This window comes from Stenotrophomonas sp. 10L48, assembly GCF_056395105.1.
The window spans coordinates 126,207-150,586 of sequence record NZ_JBFTIX010000004.1 but is presented as its reverse complement, the minus strand read 5'-3'; the positions used below and the strand labels follow the sequence as shown (position 1 = coordinate 150,586).

The window sequence follows — 24,380 nt, the reverse complement described above, 5'->3', positions numbered from 1 at the left end:
TCTTCGAAAGCGTGGAGCGACGGGCAAGTGTGCGGTCTGGACCGGGAATTTGCACGCCTGCGGTTCAGCCTCGTTGGCGGGGAGGGGGTAAAATGGCAACCGCTGGAACCGAACACCGGCGCCCCCCACATCCGAGCCATACCGCGAGGAGGACTCCATGAAGAAGTTGCTGACCATTGCGATCCTGGCTGCCGCCGCTGTTGCAGTGCCGATGGTGCTGGCGCAGAACGCCGGCCAGCCTGCTCCGCAGCAGGGTGACCAGGCCGACAAGGCGCAGTCCGAAGCCGAGGCCAAGGCCAAGCGCCGCGCGCAGGCCAATGCCGAGATGAAGGCCAAGGGCCAGCCGGTGCCGCAGCAGGAAGAAGAGGAAGAGGCACGCAAGAAGAAGTAATTCTTCTGCCCCTCCGAGGCCCTTGCCACAAGGGTTTCCCCCTCGAACGCCCCGCCCAGCGGGGCGTTTCTTTTTGCCGATGGCGCCATCTGCCCCTTGGGTTGGCGGCCATCTATCTGTAAACTATGGCTTTCCGGGAGTAAGTGCGTGTCCACCATTTGCGAATGGGCTGGCACGGCCAAGCGTGGCCTCCAGCAAAGCGGGTCGCAGGTGACGGTCGAAGTGACCGGCACGGCCGCCCCGACCTCGCAGGGTGGTTCCCCGCTGGCGCATTGCGCTGGCCGGGCCCGCACCTCCCTCGCTGCTCCAGCGAACCGGAAAACCCCCTTTCTGCTCCACGCCCGCCCCCCGGGCAGGCGTGGCGCTGCCGTTTTCCATTTCCAGACAGGATGCTTGCAGCCATGACTCCCTTGATTTTCGTAACCGGCGGCGTGGTGTCCTCGCTCGGCAAAGGTATTGCCGCCGCGTCACTGGCCGCCATTCTCGAAGCGCGTGGCCTGAAGGTCACGATGATGAAGCTCGATCCGTACATCAACGTCGACCCGGGCACCATGAGCCCGTTCCAGCACGGTGAGGTGTATGTCACCGACGACGGCGCCGAAACCGATCTCGACCTGGGCCACTACGAGCGCTTCGTGCGCACCCGCCTGAGCCGCAAGAACTCGGTCACCACCGGCCGCATCTATGAGGAAGTGATCCGCAAGGAGCGCCGCGGCGACTACCTGGGCGCGACCGTGCAGGTCATTCCGCACATCACCGACGAGATCCGTCGCTGCATGGACGAAGCCACCGAGGGCTTCGACGTGGCCCTGGTGGAGATCGGCGGCACCGTCGGCGACATCGAGTCGCTGCCGTTCCTGGAGGCGATCCGCCAGGTACGCACCGAGCGCGGCCCGGAAAAGGCGCTGTTCATGCACCTCACCCTGGTGCCGTACATCGCCGCCGCGGGTGAACTGAAGACCAAGCCGACCCAGCACTCGGTGAAGGAACTGCGCTCGATCGGCATCCAGCCGGACGTGCTGCTGTGCCGTTCGGAACAGCCGGTACCGGATTCGGAGCGTCGCAAGATCGCCCAGTTCACCAACGTCTCCGAGCGCGCGGTGATCAGCGTGCCCGACGTCGATGTGCTGTACCGCATTCCGATGGGCCTGCACGCACAGGGCCTGGACGAGATCGTCATCAACCAGCTGAAGCTGGCCGACAAGGCCGGCCCGGCCGACCTGTCGATGTGGGAAGACGCCGTCGATGCCACCCTGCATCCGCTGGATGCGGTGACCATCGCGGTGGTCGGCAAGTACATCGACCACCAGGACGCCTACAAGTCGGTCGGCGAAGCGCTCAAGCACGGTGGCCTGCGTCAGCGCACCAAGGTCACCCTGAAGTGGCTGGAAGCGCAGGACCTGGAAGGCAGCGACATGTCCGCGCTGGCCGATGTCGACGGCATCCTGGTGCCGGGTGGTTTCGGCGACCGTGGCTTCGAAGGCAAGGTGCTCACCTCGCAGTACGCCCGTGAGCACAAGGTGCCGTACTTCGGCATCTGCTACGGCATGCAGGCTGCGGTGGTCGACTACGCGCGCCACGTAGTGGGCCTGGAAGACGCCAACAGCACCGAGAACGATCGCCAGTCGCCGAACCCGGTGATCGGCCTGATCACCGAATGGCGCACGGCCACCGGCGACGTGGAAAAGCGTGACGACAAGAGTGACCTGGGCGGCACCATGCGCCTGGGCCTGCAGGAGCAGCGCCTGAAGCCGGGCACGCTGGCCCGCGAACTGTACGGCAAGGACGTGGTCGCCGAGCGCCACCGCCACCGTTACGAGTTCAACAACCGCTACCGCACCCAGCTGGAAGACGCCGGCCTGGTGATCGCCGGCAAGTCGATGGACGACACCCTGGTGGAAGTGGTTGAACTGCCGCGCGACCAGCATCCGTGGTTCCTGGCCTGCCAGGCGCACCCGGAATTCCTGTCCACCCCGCGTGATGGCCACCCGCTGTTCATCGGCTTCATCCGTGCCGCGCGCGAGCGCAAGGCCGGTGGCAAGCTGCTGCAGGAAGTGCGCGCCTGACTTGTCATGGGGGCCGCCGGCCCCCATCTTGCTCGCTTCAACCCCAGCGCACCGGCACTGCCGGTGTAGCGGACAACAAGGAAACGCCATGAAACTGTGTGGATTCGAGGTCGGGCTGGACCAGCCCCTGTTCCTGATCGCCGGCCCCTGCGTGATCGAGTCGATGCAGCTGCAGCTGGATACCGCCGGCAAGCTGAAGGAAGTGACCGACAGGCTCGGTGTGAACTTCATCTTCAAGTCCAGCTTCGACAAGGCCAACCGCACCTCCGGCACGGCCTTCCGTGGCCCGGGCATGGAAGAGGGCCTGAAGGTGCTGGCCGAGGTCAAGAAGCAGATCGGCGTGCCGGTGCTGACCGACGTGCACGAATACACCCCGATGGATGAAGTGGCCTCGGTGGTGGACGTGCTGCAGACCCCGGCGTTCCTGGTCCGCCAGACCGACTTCATCCGCAAGGTGTGCTCGGCCGGCAAGCCGGTCAACATCAAGAAGGGCCAGTTCCTGGCGCCGTGGGACATGAAGCCCGTCGTCGAGAAGGCCAAGGCCACCGGCAACGAGCAGATCATGGTCTGCGAGCGTGGCGCCAGCTTCGGCTACAACAACCTGGTCAGCGACATGCGTTCGCTGGCGGTGATGCGCGATACCGGCTGCCCGGTGGTGTTCGATGCCACCCATTCGGTGCAGTTGCCGGGCGGGCAGGGCACCAGTTCCGGCGGCCAGCGCGAGCATGTGCCGGTACTGGCGCGTGCCGCGGTTGCCGTGGGCATCTCCGGCCTGTTCGCCGAAACCCATCCGGACCCGTCCAAGGCGCTGTCCGACGGCCCCAACGCGTGGCCGCTGGACCAGATGGAAGCCCTGCTCGAGACCTTGATGGAGCTCGATGCGGTGACCAAGAAGCACGGCTTCTCGCGCTTCGCGTGAGCCAGCACCCGCAGGCGGCGCTGGAGATCCAGCGTCGTCGCCGGCGCTGGCGGCAGTGGCCGTGGGGCCCGATCGCACTCGGCCTGGCGTTGCTGTCGGTGTCGGGTGTATTCGCCATCGGCATGCTGTTCGGTGCCGGCATGCGCCCGTCCAGTGCCGGCGGTCCGGTAGTGAACCTGATGCCCTTCGTCATCGCCCTGGCGGTGGCCGAAGTGCTGACCATTTCCGCAGGGCTTTTCGCCGCAGTGCTCGGCTGGCGCCTGAACCGGGGCAGGGTTACCGCTGCACTGGCGATGGTCGTGCTGTCGCTGTGGGCGGGCATCCTGCTGCACGATCTTCTTTGATGAATACGATGCCTGAACCCTCGCGCAGCTGGCCGTGGGGCCTGATCGCCCTGTTGCTGTCGGTGCTCGCCTGGGGCGGCTTGCTCGTGGGCGTGCTGGCCTTCGCCGCCAGCTTCCGTCCGCCGGGGGATGGCAACAACGGCGTGCAGGCCATGCAGTACTGGATGCTGGGCGCGCTGGTCACGCTGGTGCTGTCCTTCGTGGGCAGCCTGGTGGCGATGGTGATGGCCTGGCGACGCCGGCGCGGGCCGGTGTGCGCGACCATTGCCGGTGCCCTGCTGGTGATGCTGGTGTCGCTGCTGCTGATCGTGATCGGGTCCAGCTGGGGCTGAGGCCCATCACGCCATTTGGCAAGTGAGGGGTAGCCGGGGATAATCACGCGGCATTCGTTTTTGTCGCCCCCTCTCCATACAGGTAACCGGCCCGACCATGAGTACGATCCGCAGCATCCATGCCCGTGAAATCCTCGACAGCCGTGGCAACCCCACGCTGGAAGCCGAAGTCACCCTGGAGGACGGTTCGTTCGGTCGCGCCGCGGTTCCCTCCGGCGCATCGACCGGCACCAAGGAAGCGGTGGAGCTGCGTGACGGCGACAAGACCCGTTACCTCGGCAAGGGCGTGCGCAAGGCCGTCGACAACGTCAACGGCGCCATCGCCAACGCACTGAAGGGCTTCGAGGCTACCGACCAGGCCGGCCTGGACCGTCGCCTGATCGATCTGGATGGCACCGAGAACAAGGGCCGCCTGGGTGCCAACGCACTGCTGGGCGTTTCCATGGCCGCCGCGCACGCCGCCGCTGCCTCCAGCAAGCAGGCACTGTGGCAGTACCTGGCCGCCAAGACCGGCGCGACCCCGTCGCTGCCGGTGCCGATGATGAACATCATCAACGGCGGCGCGCACGCCGACAACAACGTCGATTTCCAGGAGTTCATGGTGCTGCCGGTCGGCTTCACCTCGTTCTCCGAAGCGCTGCGTGCCGGTACCGAAATCTTCCATTCGCTGAAGTCGGTGCTGAAGGGCCACGGCCTGAGCACGGCGGTGGGCGACGAAGGCGGCTTCGCGCCGGACTTCCGCAGCAACGTCGAAGCGCTGGACACCATCCTCGAAGCCATCGGCAAGGCCGGCTACACCGCCGGTGAAGACGTGCTGCTGGGCCTGGACGTGGCCTCCAGCGAATTCTTCGAGAACGGCAAGTACAACCTGGTCGGCGAGAACAAGCGCCTGACCTCCGAGCAGTTCGTCGACTTCCTGGCTGACTGGGCCGCGCAGTACCCGATCATCACCATCGAAGACGGCCTGGCCGAGAACGACTGGGCGGGCTGGAAGCTGCTGACCGATCGCATCGGCAAGAAGGTGCAGCTGGTCGGCGACGATCTGTTCGTCACCAATCCGAAGATCTTCCAGGAAGGCATCGATTCGGGCACCGCCAATGCGATCCTGATCAAGGTCAACCAGATCGGTACCCTCAGCGAAACGCTGGAAGCGATCGCCATGGCCGACCGTGCCGGTTACGCCGCCGTGGTCTCGCACCGTTCGGGTGAAACCGAGGACACCACCATCGCCGACATTGCGGTGGCGACCACCGCCACCCAGATCAAGACCGGCTCGCTGTGCCGCAGCGATCGCGTGGCCAAGTACAACCAGCTGCTGCGCATCGAGGAAGCCCTCGGTGCCGGCGCGCGTTACGCTGGTCGTGACGCGTTCGTGTCGCTGAAGCGCTGAGCCGATGCGCGACTGGCGCTGGCTGCTGTTGTTGCTGGCCCTGCTGCTGGCATGGCTGCAGTACCGTTTCTGGTTCGGCCCGGGCAATTCGGGTGAAGTGATGATGCTCGAAGCCCAGGTCGCCAACCAGGAGCGGGACAATGACGGTCTGCAGCAGCGCAACGATGCGCTTGCTGCCGAAGTGAAGGACCTCAAGGAAGGCCAGTCCGCCATCGAAGAACGCGCGCGCAGCGAGCTGGGCATGATCAAGCCCGGCGAGAAGTTCTATCGCGTCGTGGAAGATGCACCGACGCGTCCGGCGCAGCCTGCGCCGGTTGCGGCCCCGGCCGGTGACCATCCTGCGGACGTGCCATGAGCGCGGCGATCTGGGTGGTTGTTCCGGCCGCAGGGCGCGGCACGCGTTTTGGTGCGCCGTTGCCCAAGCAGTACCTGCAGGCGGGCGGGCAGACCCTGCTCGCCCACACCCTGGACGCACTGCTGGCACACCCGGCCGTGGCCGGGGCGATGGTGGTGATCGGTGCGGACGATGCCGACTGGCCGGGCTGGAGCGAATGGGCGGGCAAACCGGTGCTGACCTGCACCGGTGGCGCCACCCGCGCCGCCTCGGTGCTGGCGGGGCTGCAGGCCTTGCCGGACAGCGTGCGTGCCGATGAATTCGTGCTGGTGCACGACGCGGCGCGTCCGAACCTGTCGCAGGCCGATCTTGGCCGCCTGCTGGAAGTGGGCCGCACCGATCCGGTCGGCGCCATCCTGGCCGCGCCGGTACGCGACACGCTCAAGCGTGCTGGTGATGATGGTGGCATCGACGGCACCGAGCCACGTGAGCGCCTGTGGCGCGCACTGACGCCGCAACTGTTCCGCCGCCACCAGCTGATCCGCGCACTGTCCGAGGCCGCTGCCGCCGGTATCGATGTGACCGACGATGCCATGGCCATGGAGCGCCAGGGCCAGCGCCCGCTGCTGGTGGAAGGCAGCGAGGACAACTTCAAGGTCACCACGCCGGCCGATCTCGATCGTTTCGAATTCGTACTCTCCCGCCGCGCCGGCTGACCGCCCGCGCGGCCCTGCTGCAAGGGCTGCATCCATGAGCACCTCCCCGTTCCCGCCCGTCCGTATCGGCCAGGGCTACGACGTCCATGCCTTCGGTGAAGGCGACCACATCATGCTCGGTGGCATCGCGGTGCCGCACAGCTGCGGCGTGCTCGCGCACAGCGACGGCGACGTCATCCTGCACGCGTTGTGCGACGCCATGCTCGGTGCGATCGCGCTGGGCGACATCGGCCAGCACTTCCCGCCCACTGACGACCGCTGGAAGGGCGCGGACAGCAGCGAATTCGTGCGCCATTGCGATGGCCTGCTGCGCGAGCGCGGCTGGCGTGTCGGCAACACCGACATCACCGTGATCTGCGAACGGCCCAAGGTCGGCCCGCATGCGCTGGCCATGCGCGAGCGCATCGGTGAACTGTTGCAGCTGCCGTTGGATGCGGTGAGCGTCAAGGCCACCACGTCCGAGAAGCTGGGCTTCACCGGCCGTGGCGAAGGCATCGCTGCGCAGGCGGTCGTGCTGCTGGTGGCCGCATGATCCCGTTGCCGCTCGCGTTCGGTGCACCGCTGCTGCAGGCGCGCATCCGCACCACGCCGGAAGATTTCCAGGTCGATGAGCTGCCCGCTTTCGAAGCGACCGGTGAAGGCGAGCATCTGCTGCTGCATATCCGCAAGCGTGGCGCCAATACGGTGCACGTGGCCAAGGTACTGGCCAAGTGGGCAGGCCTGCCGGAAATGGCGGTCAGCTATGCCGGCATGAAGGACCGCAACGCGGTCACCACCCAGCGTTTCAGCGTACATCTGCCCAAGCGCGTCGCGCCCGATCTGGCCGAGCTGGCCAGTGACGAGATCGAGGTGATCGACTCCACCTGGCACAACCGCAAGCTGCAGCGCGGTGCGTTGGCGGGCAACCGCTTCAGGCTGGTGCTGCGCGATGTGCAGGGTGACGCGGCGGCAATCGACGAGCGCCTGCAGCAGATCGCCGCGCGTGGCCTGCCGAACTGGTTCGGCGAGCAGCGCTTCGGTCGCGATGGCGGCAACGTTCCCGCTGCGTTGGCGATGTTCGGTGGCCGGCGCATGCGCAAGGACCAGCGTTCGCTGCTGTTGTCGGCGGCGCGTTCGGCCTTGTTCAACCGCGTGCTCGCTGCACGCGTGGAGCAGGGCAGCTGGGACCAGCCGCTGCAGGGCGAAGTGTGGATGCTTGATGGCAGCCGCAGCGTGTTCGGCCCCGAGCCCTACAGCGACGTGCTGGCCGAGCGCCTGGCACGTTTCGACATCCACCCCAGTGCTCCGTTGTGGGGTGAGGGTGAGCTGCGCAGCAGCGACGCCGCCCGTGAGCTGGAACTGGCAGCGCTGGATGATGACGAATCAAAGGCGCTGCGCGCCGGCCTGGAAGAGGCGCGGCTGAAGCAGGAGCGGCGCGCGCTGCGGCTGCGTCCAGCGCTGCTGCAGCACCAGTGGCTGGCCGCTGACGTACTGGAGTTGTCCTTTGCGCTGCCGCCAGGCTGCTATGCCACCGCGGTCCTGCACGAGCTCGGCCCGGTCGAGGACGCGTCGCAGGCCTGACGGAAATGGTGGCGGAGGCGAAGAGCATCCACGCATGCCGTGGATCCACCTTCCTCCGCCCGCCACAGTAGATCCACGCCATGCGTGGACGGGCCGTCAGTAGATCCACGCCATGCGTGGATGAATCCCACCGGCAGAACGTCAGCGCCGCGCCAGCAGCACCAGCATGGCACCGGTCCCGCCTTGTCCGGTCGGGGCGGAATGGAACGCCAGCACGTCGTTGCGCAGGCGCAGCAGGCGGTCCACCAGGTTCTTCAGCACCGGCGCACTGCCATCGGACTGCAGGCCCTTGCCGTGGATGATGCGCACGCAGCCGTACTCGTGGGCGTGCGCCTCCAGCAGGAACTGGCGCAGCATCATCTCGGCCTGCGCGGCGGTGGCGCCGTGCAGGTCCAGTTCGTCCTGCACCGAGTACTGTCCGCGCTTCAAGCGCTGGAACAGGCGTGGCGGCAGGTTGTCGCGCCGGTAGCTGGCAACGTCGCCCGCTTCCAGCGGGGCGTTGTCGCGCAGCAGCCGGGCGAACTCACCGGCGGCTTCTGCGTCGTCGCGCTCGGCCATGCGCGCACGCGGCCTCGGCCGCGGCGCAGCAGGCGCGGGCTCCACTTCCTTGCGCAGCGGCGTCACTTCGCCGATGGCGGCACGGAACAATGCAGCCGGATCTTCGTCTTCAGGGTGCGACATGCGCACAGGGTAAACCGCCTGCGCGGGTCTGCCTATGACCGTTGGATGTCGGCCGTGACCGCAGACAGGGTAGGACCCAGCGCCCGCTTGCGGCACAATAGTCAGCGCACTTGCGGAGCTGCCGCCTCCCTGGAGGAGACGGGCCGGCTTCGCCCACGTTGCAAGGTGACGGGATCGAATTCTTGGAAAATCAAGCGGTTAAATCGAAGATGCGCATCCTGGTCAGCAATGATGACGGTGTCGACGCGGCGGGCATCCGGATGCTTGCATCCGTGCTGCGCGAGGCCGGGCACGAAGTCACGGTGGTCGCACCGGACCGCGATCGCTCCGGCGCCAGCAATTCGCTGACCCTGGATCTGCCGATCCGGCTCAAGCGCATCGACCACTACACCGTGTCGGTGGCCGGCACGCCCACCGACTGCGTGCACCTTGCGCTGACCGGCCTGCTCGAATTCGAGCCTGACATTGTCGTGTCCGGTATCAACAATGCCGCCAACCTCGGCGACGACGTGATCTATTCCGGCACCGTCTCGGCGGCGATGGAAGGACGTTTCCTCGGCCTGCCTGCAGTGGCGGTGTCGCTGGTGACCCGTAACCACGACCCCAAGCATTTCGAGACGGCGGCGCGTGCCGCAGTGGAGATCGTTGCCCGCCTCAAGGCCGATCCGCTGCCGGCCGACACCATCCTCAACGTCAATGTGCCGGACCTGCCGTGGAGCGAGGTCAAGGGCTTCGAAGTCACCCGCCTGGGCAACCGTCATCGCGCCGAAGGCTGCATCGCGCAGAAAGACCCGCGCGGCAACGAGGTGTACTGGATCGGTCCGGCCGGCCGCGAGCAGGACTCCGGCCCGGGCACCGATTTCCATGCGGTGCGCACCGGCTACATTTCGATCACCCCGATCCAGGTTGACCTGACCCGCTATCAGGCACTGGAAAAGGTCGCCAGCTGGGTCGGCGGCCTCAGCGCCGCGCTGGACCGGCCGGCATGAGCCCACGCCTGCGCCTGCAGCCGGAAGCAGTCGGCATCGGCATGACATCGCAGCGCGTGCGCGACCGCCTGGTCGACCGCCTGCGCGAAGCCGGCATCGTCGACGAGTCGACGCTGAACGCGATCCGGGTGGTGCCGCGCCATCTGTTCATCGATGAGGCCCTGGCCTCGCGCGCATATGAAGACACCGCGCTGCCGATCGGCCACGGCCAGACCATTTCCCAGCCGTGGGTAGTGGCGCGGATGACCGAGGCCGTGCTGCAGGTGGCGCCGAAGAAGGTGCTCGAAGTGGGTACCGGCTCGGGCTATCAGGCCGCCGTGCTCGGCGCGCTGGGGCTGGAGGTCTATACCGTCGAGCGCATCGGTGACCTGCTGCGGCAGGCGCGCAAGCGGTTCCGCGCGCTGGGCATGAACATCCGCACCAAGCACGACGACGGCCGCGTGGGCTGGGCCGAGCATGGCCCGTTCGACGCCATCGTGGTTACCGCCGCCGCACCGGCACTGGTCGATGCGCTGGTCGAGCAGCTGGCTGCAGGTGGCCGCCTGGTCGCCCCGGTCGGTGGCGCCGGCGCACAGTCGCTGGTGCAGCTCGACCGCAAGGATGACGGCAGCATCGAACAACGCGTGCTGGCGCCGGTCACCTTCGTGCCGCTGCTGTCTGGCATGCTCGATTGAATCCACGGAGCAGGGTTGCATGAAGATTTTCGGGCCGCTGTACGAGCGGGCGATGAAGTGGGCCGCGCATGAGCGCGCGCCGACCTATCTGATGGTGCTGAGCTTTTTCGAAGCCATCATCTTCCCGGTGATGCCGGAAGTGATGCTGGCGCCGATGTGCGTGGCCCAGCCCAAGCGCGGCTGGTGGTTCGCCACCCTCAGCCTGGCCGGCTCGATGGTCGGCGCGCTGATCGGCTACGCGCTGGGCCACTATGCATTCGAAGCGGTCAAGCCGGTGTTCGAGGCGCTGGGCATGCTGCCGGCGATCGAGCAGGGCATCGCTACCGTGCAGGCGAAGATGGTGGAGTCGCCCTGGGCGGTGTTCACCTTCCTGGTGCTGGGCGGCTTCATGCCGATTCCGATGAAGGTCTTCACGTGGGCATCGGGTATCGTCGGCGTGCCGATGCCGCAGTACCTGTTGAGCATGTTGATCGGTCGTGGCAAGCGCGTGTTCGTGCTGGCTGCGGTCATCCGTATCGGTGGTGCGCGCGCGGAAGCTGCGCTGCGCCGATGGATTGAACCGCTGGGCTGGATCGCCACCGCGTTGGTGGTGGTGCTGATCGCCTGGCTTGTATGGAGGTCGAAGTTCGCATGAGTGCAGATCGTCTGAGCAAGGGAGTGCGCATCGGCGCGCTGGCGTTGCTGGTATCCACCCTGGCCGCCTGTGGCACCGCCACCGTGGTCCGGCCCAGTGGCGGCGGCAGCAGTGGCGTCAGCACGCCGAAGACGTCGGTGCCCAAGCCGGGGCAGACGGTGGTCGTGCGCAAGGGCGACACCATCTATGCGCTGGCCCGCATCCACGACATCACGCCGGCCGACCTGATCGCCTGGAACAACCTGGACAACCCGTCGACCATTTACCCGGGGCAGGTGATCCGCCTGTATCCGGCCGGTTCCGGTGGCGGTCGTGCGCCGACCACCGTGGTCACCGCGCCGCGTCCGGCTGGCAGCACGTCTGGCGGCAGTACCGCGCCGACGCCGGGTCCGGCCGGTCCGGTCAAGAGCAACATCGCCTGGCGCTGGCCGGCCGATGGCGCAGTCGTGGGCCGCTACGTGGCCGGCGATGCAACCAAGCAGGGCGTGGACATCGCCGGCACCAGCGGCGCGCCGGTGAAGGCCACGGCCAATGGCGTGGTGGTGTATTCCGGCGCCGGCCTGGTCGGCTATGGCGAGCTGATCATCATCAAGCACAGCGACCAGTGGCTGTCGGCCTATGGCCACAACCGCAAGCGCCTGGTCAATGAAGGGCAGAGCGTGAAGGCCGGCGAGCAGATCGCCGAGATGGGCCGTACCGGCGCCAACCGGGACATGCTGCACTTCGAGATCCGCTACAACGGCAAGCCGGTTGACCCGCAGCAATATCTGCCGGCGAAGTAACCGGCCGCTCTTTCTCCGGGCGGATCCCCGGCCCGGCGCAGCGCGCCGGGCGTTCGCCAAGGGCGCGTCCCATGGGCCGCAAGCGCCCTCGGCTCACCCGCTACAACGGCAAGCCGGTCGACCCGCAGCAATATCTGCCGGCGCGCTAGCGCGGGCAGATACGCGGGTAGCGCCGGGCCATGCCCGGCGGCTGTACGCCGCAATGGAGCGCTGCCCGAGCATGGGCTCGGACGCTCACAGATGCCGCGATTGCCTTGCGCCTGTAGAGCCGCGCCGTGCTCGGCTGCCTTTCGACCCGCAACAGTATCTGCCGGCGCGCTAGCGCGGGCAGATACGGGTAGCGCCGGGCCATGCCCGGCGGCTGTACGCCGCAATGCAGCACTGCCCGAGCATGGGCTCGGACGCTTACATATGCGCAACGTGTGTTTCAGGTGGCGCCGGGCCATGCCCGGCGACCTCGGGCCTCAGCCTTCCAGGATGAAGGCGGCCGCCACCTTGCGGCCTTCGCCGGCAAGGATGTTGAAGGTACGTGCGGCAGCCGGATTGTTCATCACTTCCAGTCCGATACCGCGCGACAGGCAGGCGGCCATGACAACCGCCGGCGGGAACGCCTGGCGCTCTCCGGTGCCGAGCAGTATCAACGCCGGCTTCAGTGCCAGGATCGGCTCCAGGTCAGCCACCTGCAGCGCCGCGACATCGGTCACCGGCCACTGTTCGACCAGCTGGTCCGGGGTCAGGAAGAAGCTGTTGCCCAGAACGCGATCATTCACCCGTGCCGAGCGACCGTCAGCGGCGCGCAGGCTGTAGGCGTAGTCGGGCAGTTCGTGGTTCAGCTGCATGGCAGGGTCCGATCAGCCGCGCGGCAGCACGATCTGGCGGTGTTCCTTGCTCGGGCGATACAGCACGGCCACATGGCCGATACGCTGCACCAGCGCACTGTCGGTGGCCTGCACGATTTCGCCGATCATCACGTCGCGGGCGTCACGGTCTTCGGCGGCAACCTTCACCTTGACCAGTTCGTGGCGTTCCAGCACTTCGTTCAGCTCGGTCAGGAAGGCCGGAGTGACGCCCTTGCCGCCGGTCTGCAGCAGGGCCTTCAGGTCGTGGGCTTGGCCGCGCAGGAAACGGGTCTGGGAAGGGGTCAAGGCAGTGGGCATGCAGAAAACACGGTTGAATGGGACGATCAGGGTATCATGGCGACCCCATCAGCCCCTATTTCCAATGGCTACCCGCAGCAAAAGCAGCCAGCGCTGGCTCAAGGAACACTTCTCCGATCCCTTCGTGAAGAAGGCCCAGGCCGAAGGCATGCGCTCCCGTGCGGCCTACAAGCTTGAAGAACTGCTCGAACGTGACCGGCTGCTGAAGCCGCACATGGTGGTGGTCGACCTCGGCGCGGCCCCAGGTGGCTGGTCTCAGCAGGTGCGGAGACAGATCGGCGATACAGGCCGCGTGCTGGCCCTGGACATCCTGGACATGCCGCCGCTGGCCGGCGTGGAGTTCCTTCACGGTGACTTCAGGGAAGAAACCGTCCTATCGCAGTTTGAAGCCATGCTCGGGGATCAGCCGGTAGACCTTGTGCTGTCGGACATGGCCCCCAATAAGAGTGGTGTGGACGCGGTCGACCAGCCGCGGATGATGCACTTGGCGGAGCTGGCCATGGATTTTGCCGACAACCACCTCAAGACTGGTGGGGCGTTCCTGATCAAGCTGTTCCAGGGCGAAGGCTTTGACGACTACGTGCGCGACATGCGCCGCCGGTACGACAAGGTCTCCATCCGCAAGCCGGAAGCCTCGCGCAAGCGCTCTCCCGAGGTGTATGCCTTGGGTCAGGGAAAACGCGCCCACATGAAGTAAGCTCGACCCCGTAAGTTCGACCCCAACGCAACGCCAGCACTAAGAGGAACACCGGAGCCAATGAGGATGAACGACTTGACCAAGAACCTCCTGCTATGGGTGGTCGTCGCCGTCGTGCTGATGGTGGTCTTCCAGAGCTTCTCGCCCAAGACCTCGGGGGCCGGGGCGCAGGGCGCTTCGTACTCGCAGTTCCTGGACCAGGTGGACACCGGCAACGTGCAGAAGGTCGCCTTCGGCGGCGATACGCGCGGCGGTACCAGCCAGATCACCTACACCACCCGTGGTGGACAGTCGTCCACCATCACCGCACCGTTCGATCGCGACCTGATCAACGTGCTGCGCACCAAGAACGTCGAGATCGTGCAGGAAGAGCCGTCCAGCGGCATCTCCCTCGGCGCGATCCTGATGAATTTCCTGCCGGTCATCCTGATCATCGGCTTCTGGCTGTTCATCATGCGGCAGATGCAGGGCGGTGGCGGCGGTGCCAAGGGCGCGATGTCCTTCGGCAAGTCGCGCGCCAAGCTGCAGGGCGAAGACCAGATCAAGGTCACCTTCGCCGATGTTGCCGGTTGCGACGAGGCCAAGGAAGAAGTCGGCGAACTGGTCGATTTCCTGCGTGACCCGTCCAAGTTCACCAAGCTCGGCGGCAAGATCCCGCGCGGCGTGCTGATGGTCGGCCCTCCGGGTACCGGCAAGACGCTGCTGGCCAAGGCCATCGCCGGCGAAGCCAAGGTGCCGTTCTTCTCGATCTCCGGTTCGGACTTCGTGGAAATGTTCGTCGGCGTCGGCGCCAGCCGAGTGCGCGACATGTTCGAGCAGGCCAAGAAGCACGCGCCGTGCATCATCTTCATCGATGAAATCGACGCCGTCGGTCGCCACCGTGGTGCCGGCCTGGGCGGCGGTCATGACGAGCGCGAGCAGACCCTGAACCAGCTGCTGGTCGAGATGGACGGTTTCGAAGGCGGCGAAGGCGTGATCGTGATCGCCGCCACCAACCGTCCTGACGTGCTGGACCCGGCGCTGTTGCGTCCGGGCCGCTTCGACCGCCAGGTGGTGGTCGGTCTGCCGGACGTGAAGGGCCGCGAGCACATCCTCAAGGTGCACATGCGCAAGCTGCCGCTGGCCGACGACGTCGTGCCGATGGTGATCGCGCGTGGTACCCCGGGCTTCTCCGGTGCCGACCTGGCCAACCTCTGTAACGAGGCCGCCCTGTTCGCCGCCCGTGGCAACGAGAAGGAGGTCCGCATGGACCACTTCGATCGTGCCCGCGACAAGATCCTGATGGGTGCCGAGCGCCGCTCGATGGCCATGAGCGAGGAGGAGAAGACCCTCACCGCCTACCATGAAGCCGGCCATGCCATCGTTGGCCGCCTGGTGCCGGAACATGACCCGGTCTACAAGGTCACGATCATTCCGCGCGGCCGTGCGCTGGGCGTGACCATGTACCTGCCGGAAGGCGACAAGTACTCGATGAACCGCGTGGCGATCCAGTCGCAGCTGTGCTCGCTGTACGGTGGCCGCGTGGCGGAAGAACTGATCTTCGGTACCGACAAGGTCACCACCGGTGCGTCCAATGACATCGAGCGTGCCACCAAGATGGCCCGCAACATGGTCACCAAGTGGGGCCTGTCCGAGCAGCTCGGCCCGATCGCCTATGGCGAAGAGGACGATGAGGTGTTCCTGGGTCGTTCGGTGACCCAGCACAAGAGCGTGTCCAACGACACTGCCCGTCGCATCGACGAGGAAGTGCGCAACATCCTCGACAAGGCGTACGCCCGCACCACCGAGCTGCTGACCGAGAACATCGACAAGCTGCATACGATGTCGCAGCTGCTGCTGCAGTACGAAACCATCGATGCGCCGCAGATCGACGCGATCATGGAAGGTCGTGACCCGCCGCCGCCGATGGGCTGGAACAAGTCCAACAAGGATGGCGGCAACAACGACAAGGGCGGCGACGCCCGTCCGTTGCCGCCGATCGCCGGTCCGGCCGAATCGATCTGACGGCCTGCCGTACGCAATGCAAGACGAGGCCGGGGCAACCCGGCCTTGTTGTTTCCGGGCCCCGGCCCATCCGATCCTGACAGCCCGCTGGAGTCCGCATGTCCGCCCCCAAGCCTGAACCGATTTCCCACACCGCCGAGATGGTGATCGCCACCGTAGTCGGCGTCGCTGTCGGCCTGACCGTGGACAATCTGCTGCTGGGCTGTGGCGTGGGTATCGCGGTGGGTATCCTGCTGAGCATCATCAAGACGCTGTACGTGGACCGGAAGCGTCGCCGGCAGCGGTGAGGTTTGCCGGCAGGGCGGCGCCCCGCCTCCGACAATTTCCCGCTGCTGCTGGTAGGTGTCGACCTTGGTCGACACGGTAGATCCACGCCATGCGTGGATGCTCTTCGTTCAATTGTCGAGATATTCGATTCCGATGGAGATTCATCCACGCATGGCGTGGATCTCCTGGCCACCGGGAAACTGTCGAAGGCGGGGTGGGCCCGATTGCGGAGGCGTGAGCCGCATGGATGTGGCGACCGAGCTTGCATGGACGTACTTGCAGCGCCCCCCCGCAACCGGACCGACCCCGCCATCCCACAGAATGCTGCGGTTGCTTTTGCTGTTGGGGTTGCCGGCCAGCGGCCGGCACTACCGCCTCTGCGGGTGCAGGGCGCAGCCCTGCCGCCTTAAACTAACCTTCGTTGCCCGCAGGATCTGCCATGTTCGACATCTCGCCCCAGCTCGATTGCGCCGGCCGCATCCTGCGCCTGGACCGTGCCCGGGTCATGGGTATCGTCAACGTCACCCCGGATTCGTTCTCCGATGGTGGTGCCCATGACACCACCGAGGCGGCGGTCGCGCATGGCCTGCAGCTGGTGGAGGAGGGCGCCGACCTGCTCGACATCGGCGGCGAATCGACCCGTCCGGGCGCGGCGCCGGTGTCGATCGACGAGGAACTGCGTCGTGTCGTGCCGGTCATCGAGCAGCTGGCAGCGCGCACGGCGGTGCCGATCAGCATCGATACCTTCAAGCCGGAGGTGATGCGTGCCGCGGTTGCTGCAGGCGCCGGGATGATCAACGACATCTTCGGCCTGCGCCAGGACGGTGCGCTGCACGCGGCGGCGGACGCGGGCGTGCCGGTGGTGCTGATGCACATGCAGGGCGAACCGGGTCACATGCAGACTGACCCGCAGTACGACGATGTGGTCGCCGAGGTCCATGGCTTCCTGGTGCAGCGGCTGTTCGCCGCGGAGATGGCCGGCATCGCCAAGAAGAATCTGGTGATCGACCTCGGCTTTGGCTTCGGCAAGACCACGGCGCACAACATGACGCTGCTGGCCCGTTCGGAGCGTTTCCTTGAACTGGGCGTGCCGATGCTGGCCGGGCTGTCGCGCAAGCGCAGCCTGGGCGAGCTGACCGGTCGTCAGTCGCCGGCAGAGCGTGTCGCTGCGTCGGTGGCCGCACACCTGATCGCCGTGCAGCGCGGCGCCCGTATCGTGCGCGTGCACGATGTGGCAGCGACGGTCGATGCATTGAAGGTCTGGCAGGCGGTCGAGGCGGTACCTGCCGAGCGGGCGGACGCCAAGCCGACCCTCCGCTGGCCGGACGAAGACTGATGGCAGTGGATCAGCGGCCGCTGGCGATCGCCGTGATGGGGCCGACCGCCAGCGGCAAGACCGCCACCGCGATCGCGCTGGCGCAGCAGCTGGACGGTGAAATCGTCAGTGTCGATTCGGCGCTGGTCTATCGCGGCCTGGATATCGGTTCGGCCAAGCCGGATGCGGCCGAGCGCGCACAGGCACCGCACCACCTGCTGGACCTGCGCGATCCCTGGCAGACCTATTCCGCCGCCGAGTTCGCCGCCGACGCCGCCCGCGTGGTGGCCGACATCGTCGCCCGTGGCAAGACTCCGATCCTGGCCGGCGGCACGGGCCTGTACTTCCGGGCGCTGTTGCAGGGTCTGTCGCCGATGCCGGAGGCCGACCCGGCGATGCGTGCCGTGCTGAGCGCCGAGGCCGCCGAGCGAGGCTGGGCGGCGCTGCACGCCGAACTGGCCGCCGTTGACCCCGCCGCCGCAGCACGCATCCATGCCACCGACCCGCAACGCATCCAGCGGGCGCTGGAGGTCTACCGGCTGACCGGCACGCCGATCAGTGAATGGCAGCGCCGCCCCGGGGTGGCCCCGTTGCCGGTGCGCACGTTGAAGCTGATTCTGGCGCCGCGCGACCGCGCCGTCCTGCACCAGCGCATCGAGGCCCGCTTCGACGCCATGCTCGCGCAGGGCTTCCTCGACGAAGTGCGCGCCCTGCGTGCATTGCCGGAAATGCGGGCGGTGGCCGCACCGCTGGACCTGCCCGCCGTCCGCGCGGTGGGGTATCGCCAGGCCTGGGAGTACCTGGACGGGGACGGGGACGCGGCCCGCTTCCGGGACAAGTCCATTTTCGCCACCCGGCAACTGGCCAAGCGCCAGCTTACCTGGCTGCGCGGCGAGCTTGATGCGCGCTGGTTCGACCCCCATATGGATGGGGAGCGCCTCGCAGGCGCGGTGTCGACCTTCGTTGCACGCTGAACCGACGCTGGCCGTGTACCATCATGGGCCGGCAAGCGGCTCGGGGGCCGCGGCAACCGCCGGCTACCAATAAGAACAATAATCAGGAGTGTGCAATGTCCAAGGGGCAATCGCTGCAGGATCCTTTCTTGAATGCACTGCGGCGCGAGCGCGTGCCGGTTTCGGTGTACCTGGTCAACGGCATCAAGCTGCAGGGCACGATCGAATCGTTCGATCAGTTCGTGGTCCTGCTGCGCAACACCGTCAGCCAGATGGTCTACAAGCACGCCATTTCCACCGTGGTGCCGGCGCGCAACGTCAAGGTCGGCCCGGGTGGTGGGTACGTGCAATCAGGTGAGGATGGTCAGGCGGGTGATGAAGCAGACGAATGATGTTGGAGCGGTGAATGTTTGACCGCTCGAAAAAGGGCGAACACGCCCTGTTGATCCAGCCGCATTTCGGCAAGCTGGAAGACGATGTGCTGGAAGAATTCGGTGATCTGGCCCGCTCGGCCGGGGCCAGCATCGCGGTGACCATCACCGCGCGGCTGGATCGCCCCAACCCGTCGACCCTGATCGGCAGCGGCAAGCTGGATGAGATCAAGGCCGCCGCCGAAGCCACCGGCGCAGACCTGATCCTGGTCAACCACGCGTTGAGCCCGGGCCAGGAGCGCAATCTGGAGCGTTTCCTCGAGCGCCGGGTGATCGACCGTACCGGTCTGATCCTGGACATCTTTGCCCAGCGTGCGCGCAGCCATGAAGGCAAACTGCAGGTCGAGCTGGCCCAGCTGCGCCATATGTCGACACGGCTGGTGCGCGGCTGGACCCATCTGGAGCGCCAGCGTGGCGGTTCGATCGGCCTGCGCGGCCCGGGTGAAACCCAGCTGGAAACCGATCGTCGCCTGCTGCAGAAGCGGGTTGAACAGCTGCAGAAGCGGCTGGAAAAAGTCGAAGTACAGCGCACCCAGATGCGTCGTGCGCGTGTGCGCAGCGAACTGCCGCGCGTCGCCCTGGTGGGCTACACCAATGCCGGCAAATCGACCTTGTTCAATGCGATGACCGGCGCCGAGGCCTATGCGGCCGACCAGTTGTTCGCCACCCTGGATCCGACCGTACGCCGGATCGCCGTGCCCGGTGGCAACGTCGTGCTGGCCGATACGGTTGGTTTCGTACGCGACCTGCCGCATGACCTGGTGGCGGCCTTCCGCTCGACCCTGTCTGAAGCGCGGGAAGCGGATTTCCTGCTGCACCTTGTCGATGCCGCCGATCCGCACCGCGAGGAGCGCATCGCCCAGGTCGACGAAGTGCTGACCGCCGTCGGTGCCGGCGACCTGCCGCAGTTGCTGGTGTTCAACAAGATCGACCGCATCGAGGGTGCCGACGTGCGCCACGACGGCCAAGACGGCGTGCCGGATGAATCGCGGCGTGAGCGGGTGTGGATTTCCGCACGCGACGGGCAGGGCATCGAGCTGTTGCAGGCCGTACTCGGCAAGCGGTTGGGTCTGCAGCACGTCACCGGCGAGTTGCGCCTGCCACCCAGTGCCGGCCGCCTTCGCGCTCGCCTGCACCAATTGGAAGTGGTGCGCAGTGAAGAGGCTGATGAAGAAGGCTGGCTGTTGCAGGTCGATCTTCCCATCGCCGAGGCCGAGAAGCTGGCGGCCAGCGCCGATGGCGAGCCGATCCGGGCCCTGCTGCCGGAGAAGCTGCCCGAATGGTGAGGTAGTGCCGGCCGTTGGCCGGCATGTCCTGCGGCCGCGACACCACCCTGCCATCTGCGGTACAACGTGCAGGTTCTTCACTTTTCAGCTACCCCGATGGCCTTCCCGACCGACGCCGAACTCAATGCCCAGGCCGCTGCGCTGGGCCAGCGCCTGCAGCAGGCTTCGCTGCAGCTGGTGACTGCTGAAAGCTGCAGCGGCGGCTGGATCGCCAAGTGCATGACCGACATCGCCGGATCCTCGGCGTTCTTCGACTGCGGCATGGTGGTTTACAGCTACGAAGCCAAGCAGCGCCTGCTCGGCGTGCGCGCGCAGACGCTGGAGCAGTTCGGTGCGGTCAGCCGCGAAGCCGTGCTGGAGATGGTGTCCGGGGCGCTGGTCAATTCCGGTGCCGGCATCGCGGTGGCGGTGACCGGTATCGCAGGGCCGGGCGGTGGCAGCCCGGACAAGCCGGTCGGCAGTGTCTGGATCGGCTGGAAGCGCCGTGGCGGCTATGCCCGGGCCGAACTGTTCCAGTTCGATGGTGACCGTGAAGCCATCCGCCGGCAGACCGTAGCGGCGGCATTGCACGGCATCGACGCCCAGCTGTGACATGCTGCTCCGGCAATCAACCGGAGTAGGCAACGATGTGGGAGACGCTGGGCACCGTCCGTGACCTTGGCCGGCTGCAGGAAATTGCCGCCGTCCTGATCCGCTACGGCTTCGGCGACGTCGTGCGGCGCATCGGCCTGGCCACGGTACTGGAACGTGCCGGCCGCCTGCTGCACTGGAACGAGGAGCGGCAGGAAATGCTGCGGATGACCGCGCCGGTGCGCGTGCGCAGCGCCCTGCAGGATCTCGGGCCGACGTTCGTGAAGCTGGGCCAGGTGCTCGCCACCCGCGTCGACCTGCTGCCGCCGGACTGGATCGCCGAACTCTCCGAGTTGCAGAACGCGGTCCCGGCATTGCCCTACGAGAAGATCCGCGAACAGCTCGAGGCCGATCTCGGTGCACCGCCGTCGCAGGTGTTTGCCTTCCTTGATGAAACCCCGATGGCGGCCGCTTCCTTGGCCCAGGCCCATCGGGCGCGGTTGCGTGATGGCCGCGAAGTGGTGCTGAAGGTGCGCCGCCCTGGTATCCGTGACGTGGTTGAAGCCGATCTGCGCCTGCTGGCACGGCTGGCCGAGATCGTTGAGGCACGGCTGCCGGATCTGCGCCGCTACCGACCCGCCGAGGTGGTGCAGCAGTTCACCGTGTCGCTGCGCCGCGAGCTGGATTTTGCCGCGGAGTGCCGCAACGCCGAGCGCATCGCGCGCAACTTCGAGGGCCGTGACGACATCCTGATTCCGGCGGTGCACTGGCAATGGACCTGCGAAAGCCTGAATGTCCAGGATTTCGTCGACGGCATTGCCGGACGTGATCTGGCCGGTGTCGATGCGGCCGGCATCGACCGCCGTGAACTGGCCCGGCGTGGCGCCGACATCGTATTGAAGATGGTGCTGGAGGACGGCAGTTTCCATGCCGATCCGCACCCGGGCAACATCATCTACCTGCGCGACGGCCGCATCGGCGTGATCGATTTCGGCATGGTCGGCGCGTTGTCGGAGGTGCGTCGCTTCCAGGTCGCGCAGCTGCTGCATGGTCTGGTTGAACAGGATCCGCAGGGCGTGGCCGATGTGTTGCTGGACTGGGCCGGCGGCGTGGAAGTGGACGAGAACCGGTTGCAGCATGACATCAGCCTGTTCGTTGACCAGTACCGCGGCGTGCCGCTGAAGGACCTGCGCATCGGCCTGATGCTGGGCGACATCACCCAGCTGCTGCGCAGCTACAACCTGACCCTGCCGGCGGATCTGGCACTGATGATCAAGGCCTTCCTGACGCTGGAGGGCATGGGCCGCCAGCTCGACCCGGATTTCGACATGGCCAGCGCCGCGCGCCCCTTCCTGGAGCGGGTGGTACTGCAGCGCTATGCGCCGCGGGCGCTGTTCAAGCGTGGCCGACGCAGCCTGCTCGGCATGATCGACTTCGCCGGTGAGTTGCCGCGGGACCTGCGCAAGCTGGTCCAGGCGGCGCGCCGTGGCCGGCTGCAGCTGAAGGTCGAGACCAACGCGCTGCAGGGCTTCGGCGACCAGGTCAACCGCGCCGCGAACCGCTTGGTGATGGGGATCGTCACGGCAGCCTTGATCATCGGCTCCTCGATCGTGATGCACAGCGTAGGAGGCGTTTCCAGCCGTTGGCTGCTGGCGCTGGGCGTGTGCGGTTTCATCGGCGCAGGGTTCTGCGGGGTGTGGATCCTGTTCTCGATCTGGAGAAGCGGCAAGCACACGTAGTGTGATTACCGCGGTGGTTCCCGCCGGGAACCGCGGCATCGCGCAGCGATTCCTGTAGCGCCGACCGCGGGTCGGCTGCTTCTGCCTTTGCCGCCCCCAACCAGCCACGCCGCATTCCCGGTAGCGCCGGGCCATGCCCGGCGGCTTTCGCTCCTGCCGGAATCGCCCTCGGCACTTGCAGTCCCGGGTGTTAGTAGTAATACTACTAACCATGGACCTGACCGACACCCAGCAGGCGATCCTGCAGTTGATCGCCGAGCGTATCGAGAGCGAAGGCGCACCCCCTTCGCAGACTGAAATCGCGCGTGCCTTCGGCTTCAAGGGCGTACGCGCAGCGCAGTATCACCTGGAGGCGCTGGAGCAGGCCGGGGCGATCCGTCGCGTGCCGGGCCAGGCCCGCGGCATCCGTCTGGTGCAGGCACCGCCGGTGGAGAAGCTCGCCGAGCCGGGCCTGCCCGACAGCGTCCTGCGTCTGCCGATCCTGGGTCGGGTTGCTGCGGGTCTGCCGATCGGCGCCGACATCGGCTCGGATGATTTCGTGGTGCTGGACCGGGTGTTCTTCTCGCCGGCACCGGACTACCTGCTGAAAGTGCAGGGCGATTCGATGATCGACGAAGGCATCTTCGATGGCGACCTGATCGGTGTGCACCGGACCCGCGATGCCCATTCCGGGCAGATCGTGGTGGCCCGCATCGATGACGAGATCACCGTCAAGCTGCTGAAGATCGCCAAGGATCGCATCCGCCTGCTGCCGCGCAATCCCGATTACAAGCCGATTGACGTGCTTCCGGACCAGGATTTCTCGATCGAGGGCCTGTACTGCGGGCTGCTGCGACCGAACCGTTGACGATTCATCCTGCAATTCCCGCGGTCTTTTGTGGCGATTCTCTGGTTCTGCTGAGGTTGGTACGGATGTCCGATAATTTTTTTCCGAACGCCGGGCAGAATCTCAGCCTGTGCGATACGCCAGCCTTAAAGTGAACCCATGGCCAAGAAGACTTCCAAAGACAGCACCTCCAACGACGTGACCTCTGCAAGGACCAATCCGATGGACGAGAACAAGAAGCGCGCCCTCGCTGCAGCTCTGGGCCAGATCGAAAAGCAGTTCGGCAAGGGCTCGGTGATGCGCATGGGCGACCGCGTGGTCGAGCCCGTCGAGGCGATCCCGACCGGTTCTCTGATGCTGGATATCGCATTGGGCATTGGTGGCCTGCCCAAGGGCCGCGTGGTGGAAATCTACGGTCCGGAATCCTCCGGCAAGACCACGTTGACCCTGCAGGCCATCGCCGAGTGCCAGAAGCTGGGTGGCACCGCCGCCTTCATCGATGCCGAGCACGCGCTGGACCCGATCTACGCAGGCAAGCTGGGCGTCAATGTCGACGATCTGCTGCTGTCGCAGCCGGATACCGGTGAGCAGGCGCTTGAAATCGCCGACATGCTGGTGCGCTCCGGTTCGGTGGACATCCTGGTGGTCGACTCGGTCGCCGCGTTGACCCCCAAGGCTGAAATCGAAGGTGAGATGGGCGACCAGTTGCCGGGTCTGCAGGCGCGTCTGATGAGCCAGGCGCTGCGCAAGCTGACCGGCAACATCAAGCGCTCGAACACCCTGGTGGTGTTCATCAACCAGCTGCGCATGAAGATCGGCGTGATGATGCCGGGCCAGAGCCCGGAAGTGACCACCGGCGGCAACGCGCTGAAGTTCTATGCCTCGGTGCGCCTGGACATCCGCCGTATCGGCGCGATCAAGAAGGGCGACGAGATCATCGGCAACCAGACCAAGATCAAGGTCGTCAAGAACAAGCTGGCGCCCCCGTTCAAGCAGGTCATCACCGAGATCCTGTACGGCGAAGGCATCAGCCGAGAAGGCGAGCTGATCGATATGGGTGTCGAAGCCAAGCTGGTCGAGAAGGCCGGTGCCTGGTACAGCTACGGTGAAGAGCGCATCGGCCAGGGCAAGGACAACGCCCGTGGCTATCTGCGCGACAACCCGCAGGTTGCCGCCAAGCTTGAGGCTGAGCTGCGCGAGAAGTTCCAGCCGACCGAAGCCGTCCGTGAGGAAGGCGAAGACGAAGGCGACGACGAGTAAAGGCTTGCTGTGGGGCAGGGCGGCGCCGTCAGTGACGTCGCCCTGTCCTGCAGATTCGGTTTC

General features: G+C 66.3%; 28 protein-coding genes. 25 read left to right on the top strand and 3 right to left on the bottom strand.

Annotated elements, in window-relative coordinates; all coding sequences use genetic code 11:
* The first annotated feature begins 157 nt into the window (after positions 1–157).
* The 10 genes from AC1DCU_RS08050 (at position 158) to truD (ending at position 8,052) form a co-directional block, all read left to right on the top strand.
* Positions 158–391, top strand: coding sequence for a hypothetical protein (locus AC1DCU_RS08050; RefSeq protein WP_025878895.1), 234 nt, complete (start codon positions 158–160; stop codon positions 389–391).
* Between the two features lie 401 nt (positions 392–792).
* Complete coding sequence (locus tag AC1DCU_RS08045; RefSeq protein ID WP_025878896.1) at positions 793–2,457, top strand: CTP synthase; 1,665 nt, start codon at positions 793–795, stop codon at positions 2,455–2,457.
* Between the two features lie 88 nt (positions 2,458–2,545).
* Entirely contained in the window at positions 2,546–3,376 is an 831-nt protein-coding gene (gene kdsA / locus AC1DCU_RS08040; RefSeq protein WP_012510652.1) for a 3-deoxy-8-phosphooctulonate synthase, read from the top strand.
* Positions 3,373–3,720: a hypothetical protein gene (locus AC1DCU_RS08035; protein ID WP_312965340.1), complete on the top strand. Its 348-nt coding sequence runs from the start codon at positions 3,373–3,375 to the stop codon at positions 3,718–3,720. The genes kdsA and AC1DCU_RS08035 overlap by 4 nt, the downstream gene beginning before the upstream one ends.
* Positions 3,720–4,052 carry a hypothetical protein gene (locus AC1DCU_RS08030; protein ID WP_032976505.1) on the top strand — a complete coding sequence of 111 codons (333 nt, stop codon included), beginning with the start codon at positions 3,720–3,722 and terminating at the stop codon, positions 4,050–4,052. The genes AC1DCU_RS08035 and AC1DCU_RS08030 overlap by 1 nt, the downstream gene beginning before the upstream one ends.
* A 97-nt stretch (positions 4,053–4,149) precedes the next feature.
* Positions 4,150–5,442: a phosphopyruvate hydratase gene (gene eno / locus AC1DCU_RS08025; protein WP_080149197.1), complete on the top strand. Its 1,293-nt coding sequence runs from the start codon at positions 4,150–4,152 to the stop codon at positions 5,440–5,442.
* A gap of 4 nt (positions 5,443–5,446) precedes the next feature.
* Entirely contained in the window at positions 5,447–5,797 is a 351-nt protein-coding gene (gene ftsB, locus AC1DCU_RS08020; protein WP_025878900.1) for a cell division protein FtsB, read from the top strand.
* Entirely contained in the window at positions 5,794–6,492 is a 699-nt protein-coding gene (gene ispD, locus AC1DCU_RS08015) for a 2-C-methyl-D-erythritol 4-phosphate cytidylyltransferase (RefSeq protein ID WP_033830799.1), read from the top strand. Before ftsB ends, ispD begins: the two co-directional genes overlap by 4 nt.
* Before the next feature lie 34 nt (positions 6,493–6,526).
* The gene (gene ispF / locus AC1DCU_RS08010) at positions 6,527–7,024 is read left to right on the top strand and encodes a 2-C-methyl-D-erythritol 2,4-cyclodiphosphate synthase (protein ID WP_025878902.1); all 498 of its coding nucleotides are present in this window, start codon (positions 6,527–6,529) and stop codon (positions 7,022–7,024) included.
* On the top strand, positions 7,021–8,052 hold the full coding sequence (truD, locus tag AC1DCU_RS08005; protein ID WP_032976508.1) for a tRNA pseudouridine(13) synthase TruD: 1,032 nt from the start codon (positions 7,021–7,023) through the stop codon (positions 8,050–8,052). The genes ispF and truD overlap by 4 nt, the downstream gene beginning before the upstream one ends.
* A 141-nt stretch (positions 8,053–8,193) precedes the next feature.
* Here the strand turns inward: truD and AC1DCU_RS08000 are convergent, their stop codons facing one another.
* Complete coding sequence (locus AC1DCU_RS08000) at positions 8,194–8,733, bottom strand: Smr/MutS family protein (RefSeq protein ID WP_032976509.1); 540 nt, start codon at positions 8,731–8,733, stop codon at positions 8,194–8,196.
* A 209-nt stretch (positions 8,734–8,942) separates the two neighbouring features.
* Here AC1DCU_RS08000 and surE point away from each other — a divergent pair, with 209 nt between their 5' ends.
* Genes surE through AC1DCU_RS07980 form a run of 4 tightly spaced genes read left to right on the top strand, consistent with a single transcriptional unit; the run spans position 8,943 to position 11,812 of the window.
* Positions 8,943–9,722: a 5'/3'-nucleotidase SurE gene (gene surE, locus AC1DCU_RS07995; RefSeq protein WP_032976510.1), complete on the top strand. Its 780-nt coding sequence runs from the start codon at positions 8,943–8,945 to the stop codon at positions 9,720–9,722.
* A complete protein-coding gene (locus AC1DCU_RS07990) occupies positions 9,719–10,396 on the top strand; it encodes a protein-L-isoaspartate(D-aspartate) O-methyltransferase (protein WP_025878906.1) in 678 nt (225 codons plus the stop codon). The genes surE and AC1DCU_RS07990 overlap by 4 nt, the downstream gene beginning before the upstream one ends.
* A 19-nt stretch (positions 10,397–10,415) precedes the next feature.
* The gene (locus AC1DCU_RS07985) at positions 10,416–11,030 is read left to right on the top strand and encodes a YqaA family protein (protein ID WP_025878907.1); all 615 of its coding nucleotides are present in this window, start codon (positions 10,416–10,418) and stop codon (positions 11,028–11,030) included.
* Positions 11,027–11,812: a peptidoglycan DD-metalloendopeptidase family protein gene (locus AC1DCU_RS07980; RefSeq protein ID WP_032976511.1), complete on the top strand. Its 786-nt coding sequence runs from the start codon at positions 11,027–11,029 to the stop codon at positions 11,810–11,812. Before AC1DCU_RS07985 ends, AC1DCU_RS07980 begins: the two co-directional genes overlap by 4 nt.
* A gap of 464 nt (positions 11,813–12,276) precedes the next feature.
* Here the strand turns inward: AC1DCU_RS07980 and AC1DCU_RS07975 are convergent, their stop codons facing one another.
* Complete coding sequence (locus AC1DCU_RS07975) at positions 12,277–12,651, bottom strand: Mth938-like domain-containing protein (RefSeq protein ID WP_032976512.1); 375 nt, start codon at positions 12,649–12,651, stop codon at positions 12,277–12,279.
* 12 nt (positions 12,652–12,663) lie between these two features.
* Positions 12,664–12,969, bottom strand: a complete 306-nt coding sequence (yhbY, locus tag AC1DCU_RS07970) for a ribosome assembly RNA-binding protein YhbY (RefSeq protein ID WP_025878910.1) — start codon at positions 12,967–12,969, stop codon at positions 12,664–12,666.
* A 64-nt stretch (positions 12,970–13,033) separates the two neighbouring features.
* Here yhbY and rlmE point away from each other — a divergent pair, with 64 nt between their 5' ends.
* The 11 genes from rlmE to recA all read left to right on the top strand — a co-directional run bounded on the left by rlmE (position 13,034) and on the right by recA (position 24,317).
* The gene (rlmE, locus tag AC1DCU_RS07965; protein ID WP_025878911.1) at positions 13,034–13,666 is read left to right on the top strand and encodes a 23S rRNA (uridine(2552)-2'-O)-methyltransferase RlmE; all 633 of its coding nucleotides are present in this window, start codon (positions 13,034–13,036) and stop codon (positions 13,664–13,666) included.
* Positions 13,667–13,732: 66 nt separating this feature from the next.
* Positions 13,733–15,670, top strand: a complete 1,938-nt coding sequence (ftsH, locus tag AC1DCU_RS07960) for an ATP-dependent zinc metalloprotease FtsH (RefSeq protein ID WP_025878912.1) — start codon at positions 13,733–13,735, stop codon at positions 15,668–15,670.
* 98 nt (positions 15,671–15,768) lie between these two features.
* Positions 15,769–15,957, top strand: a complete 189-nt coding sequence (locus AC1DCU_RS07955) for a hypothetical protein (protein ID WP_025878913.1) — start codon at positions 15,769–15,771, stop codon at positions 15,955–15,957.
* Positions 15,958–16,376: 419 nt separating this feature from the next.
* Positions 16,377–17,273: a dihydropteroate synthase gene (gene folP / locus AC1DCU_RS07950; RefSeq protein ID WP_032976513.1), complete on the top strand. Its 897-nt coding sequence runs from the start codon at positions 16,377–16,379 to the stop codon at positions 17,271–17,273.
* Positions 17,273–18,226: a tRNA (adenosine(37)-N6)-dimethylallyltransferase MiaA gene (gene miaA, locus AC1DCU_RS07945; RefSeq protein WP_032976514.1), complete on the top strand. Its 954-nt coding sequence runs from the start codon at positions 17,273–17,275 to the stop codon at positions 18,224–18,226. Before folP ends, miaA begins: the two co-directional genes overlap by 1 nt.
* Before the next feature lie 95 nt (positions 18,227–18,321).
* Positions 18,322–18,597 (top strand): RNA chaperone Hfq, encoded by a 276-nt coding sequence (hfq, locus tag AC1DCU_RS07940; RefSeq protein ID WP_025878916.1) that lies wholly within the window; start codon positions 18,322–18,324, stop codon positions 18,595–18,597.
* Positions 18,598–18,611: 14 nt separating this feature from the next.
* Positions 18,612–19,922: a ribosome rescue GTPase HflX gene (gene hflX / locus AC1DCU_RS07935; protein WP_025878917.1), complete on the top strand. Its 1,311-nt coding sequence runs from the start codon at positions 18,612–18,614 to the stop codon at positions 19,920–19,922.
* A gap of 96 nt (positions 19,923–20,018) precedes the next feature.
* Complete coding sequence (locus tag AC1DCU_RS07930) at positions 20,019–20,513, top strand: CinA family protein (protein WP_025878918.1); 495 nt, start codon at positions 20,019–20,021, stop codon at positions 20,511–20,513.
* Between the two features lie 35 nt (positions 20,514–20,548).
* The gene (gene ubiB, locus AC1DCU_RS07925) at positions 20,549–22,231 is read left to right on the top strand and encodes a 2-polyprenylphenol 6-hydroxylase (protein ID WP_032976515.1); all 1,683 of its coding nucleotides are present in this window, start codon (positions 20,549–20,551) and stop codon (positions 22,229–22,231) included.
* Positions 22,232–22,442: 211 nt separating this feature from the next.
* The gene (lexA, locus tag AC1DCU_RS07920) at positions 22,443–23,078 is read left to right on the top strand and encodes a transcriptional repressor LexA (protein WP_025878920.1); all 636 of its coding nucleotides are present in this window, start codon (positions 22,443–22,445) and stop codon (positions 23,076–23,078) included.
* A 201-nt stretch (positions 23,079–23,279) separates the two neighbouring features.
* Entirely contained in the window at positions 23,280–24,317 is a 1,038-nt protein-coding gene (gene recA, locus AC1DCU_RS07915) for a recombinase RecA (protein ID WP_025878921.1), read from the top strand.
* Positions 24,318–24,380 lie beyond the last annotated feature (63 nt).

What these genes read in the sequence shown, in the direction of transcription:
- folP (WP_032976513.1), top strand. Translation starts at nt 16,377, where the DNA reads ATGTTCGACATCTCGCCCCAGCTCGATTGCGCCGGCCGCATCCTGCGC.
- ispF (WP_025878902.1), top strand. Translation starts at nt 6,527, where the DNA reads ATGAGCACCTCCCCGTTCCCGCCCGTCCGTATCGGCCAGGGCTACGAC.
- kdsA (WP_012510652.1), top strand. Translation starts at nt 2,546, where the DNA reads ATGAAACTGTGTGGATTCGAGGTCGGGCTGGACCAGCCCCTGTTCCTG.
- hflX (WP_025878917.1), top strand. Translation starts at nt 18,612, where the DNA reads ATGTTTGACCGCTCGAAAAAGGGCGAACACGCCCTGTTGATCCAGCCG.
- lexA (WP_025878920.1), top strand. Translation starts at nt 22,443, where the DNA reads ATGGACCTGACCGACACCCAGCAGGCGATCCTGCAGTTGATCGCCGAG.
- ftsB (WP_025878900.1), top strand. Translation starts at nt 5,447, where the DNA reads ATGCGCGACTGGCGCTGGCTGCTGTTGTTGCTGGCCCTGCTGCTGGCA.
- AC1DCU_RS07975 (WP_032976512.1), bottom strand. Translation starts at nt 12,651, where the DNA reads ATGCAGCTGAACCACGAACTGCCCGACTACGCCTACAGCCTGCGCGCC.
- hfq (WP_025878916.1), top strand. Translation starts at nt 18,322, where the DNA reads ATGTCCAAGGGGCAATCGCTGCAGGATCCTTTCTTGAATGCACTGCGG.
- AC1DCU_RS08045 (WP_025878896.1), top strand. Translation starts at nt 793, where the DNA reads ATGACTCCCTTGATTTTCGTAACCGGCGGCGTGGTGTCCTCGCTCGGC.
- AC1DCU_RS08030 (WP_032976505.1), top strand. Translation starts at nt 3,720, where the DNA reads ATGAATACGATGCCTGAACCCTCGCGCAGCTGGCCGTGGGGCCTGATC.
- ubiB (WP_032976515.1), top strand. Translation starts at nt 20,549, where the DNA reads ATGTGGGAGACGCTGGGCACCGTCCGTGACCTTGGCCGGCTGCAGGAA.
- truD (WP_032976508.1), top strand. Translation starts at nt 7,021, where the DNA reads ATGATCCCGTTGCCGCTCGCGTTCGGTGCACCGCTGCTGCAGGCGCGC.
- AC1DCU_RS08050 (WP_025878895.1), top strand. Translation starts at nt 158, where the DNA reads ATGAAGAAGTTGCTGACCATTGCGATCCTGGCTGCCGCCGCTGTTGCA.
- AC1DCU_RS07980 (WP_032976511.1), top strand. Translation starts at nt 11,027, where the DNA reads ATGAGTGCAGATCGTCTGAGCAAGGGAGTGCGCATCGGCGCGCTGGCG.
- ftsH (WP_025878912.1), top strand. Translation starts at nt 13,733, where the DNA reads ATGAACGACTTGACCAAGAACCTCCTGCTATGGGTGGTCGTCGCCGTC.
- eno (WP_080149197.1), top strand. Translation starts at nt 4,150, where the DNA reads ATGAGTACGATCCGCAGCATCCATGCCCGTGAAATCCTCGACAGCCGT.
- surE (WP_032976510.1), top strand. Translation starts at nt 8,943, where the DNA reads ATGCGCATCCTGGTCAGCAATGATGACGGTGTCGACGCGGCGGGCATC.
- AC1DCU_RS07930 (WP_025878918.1), top strand. Translation starts at nt 20,019, where the DNA reads ATGGCCTTCCCGACCGACGCCGAACTCAATGCCCAGGCCGCTGCGCTG.
- miaA (WP_032976514.1), top strand. Translation starts at nt 17,273, where the DNA reads ATGGCAGTGGATCAGCGGCCGCTGGCGATCGCCGTGATGGGGCCGACC.
- AC1DCU_RS08000 (WP_032976509.1), bottom strand. Translation starts at nt 8,733, where the DNA reads ATGTCGCACCCTGAAGACGAAGATCCGGCTGCATTGTTCCGTGCCGCC.
- yhbY (WP_025878910.1), bottom strand. Translation starts at nt 12,969, where the DNA reads ATGCCCACTGCCTTGACCCCTTCCCAGACCCGTTTCCTGCGCGGCCAA.
- AC1DCU_RS07990 (WP_025878906.1), top strand. Translation starts at nt 9,719, where the DNA reads ATGAGCCCACGCCTGCGCCTGCAGCCGGAAGCAGTCGGCATCGGCATG.
- ispD (WP_033830799.1), top strand. Translation starts at nt 5,794, where the DNA reads ATGAGCGCGGCGATCTGGGTGGTTGTTCCGGCCGCAGGGCGCGGCACG.
- rlmE (WP_025878911.1), top strand. Translation starts at nt 13,034, where the DNA reads ATGGCTACCCGCAGCAAAAGCAGCCAGCGCTGGCTCAAGGAACACTTC.
- AC1DCU_RS07955 (WP_025878913.1), top strand. Translation starts at nt 15,769, where the DNA reads ATGTCCGCCCCCAAGCCTGAACCGATTTCCCACACCGCCGAGATGGTG.
- AC1DCU_RS07985 (WP_025878907.1), top strand. Translation starts at nt 10,416, where the DNA reads ATGAAGATTTTCGGGCCGCTGTACGAGCGGGCGATGAAGTGGGCCGCG.
- recA (WP_025878921.1), top strand. Translation starts at nt 23,280, where the DNA reads ATGGACGAGAACAAGAAGCGCGCCCTCGCTGCAGCTCTGGGCCAGATC.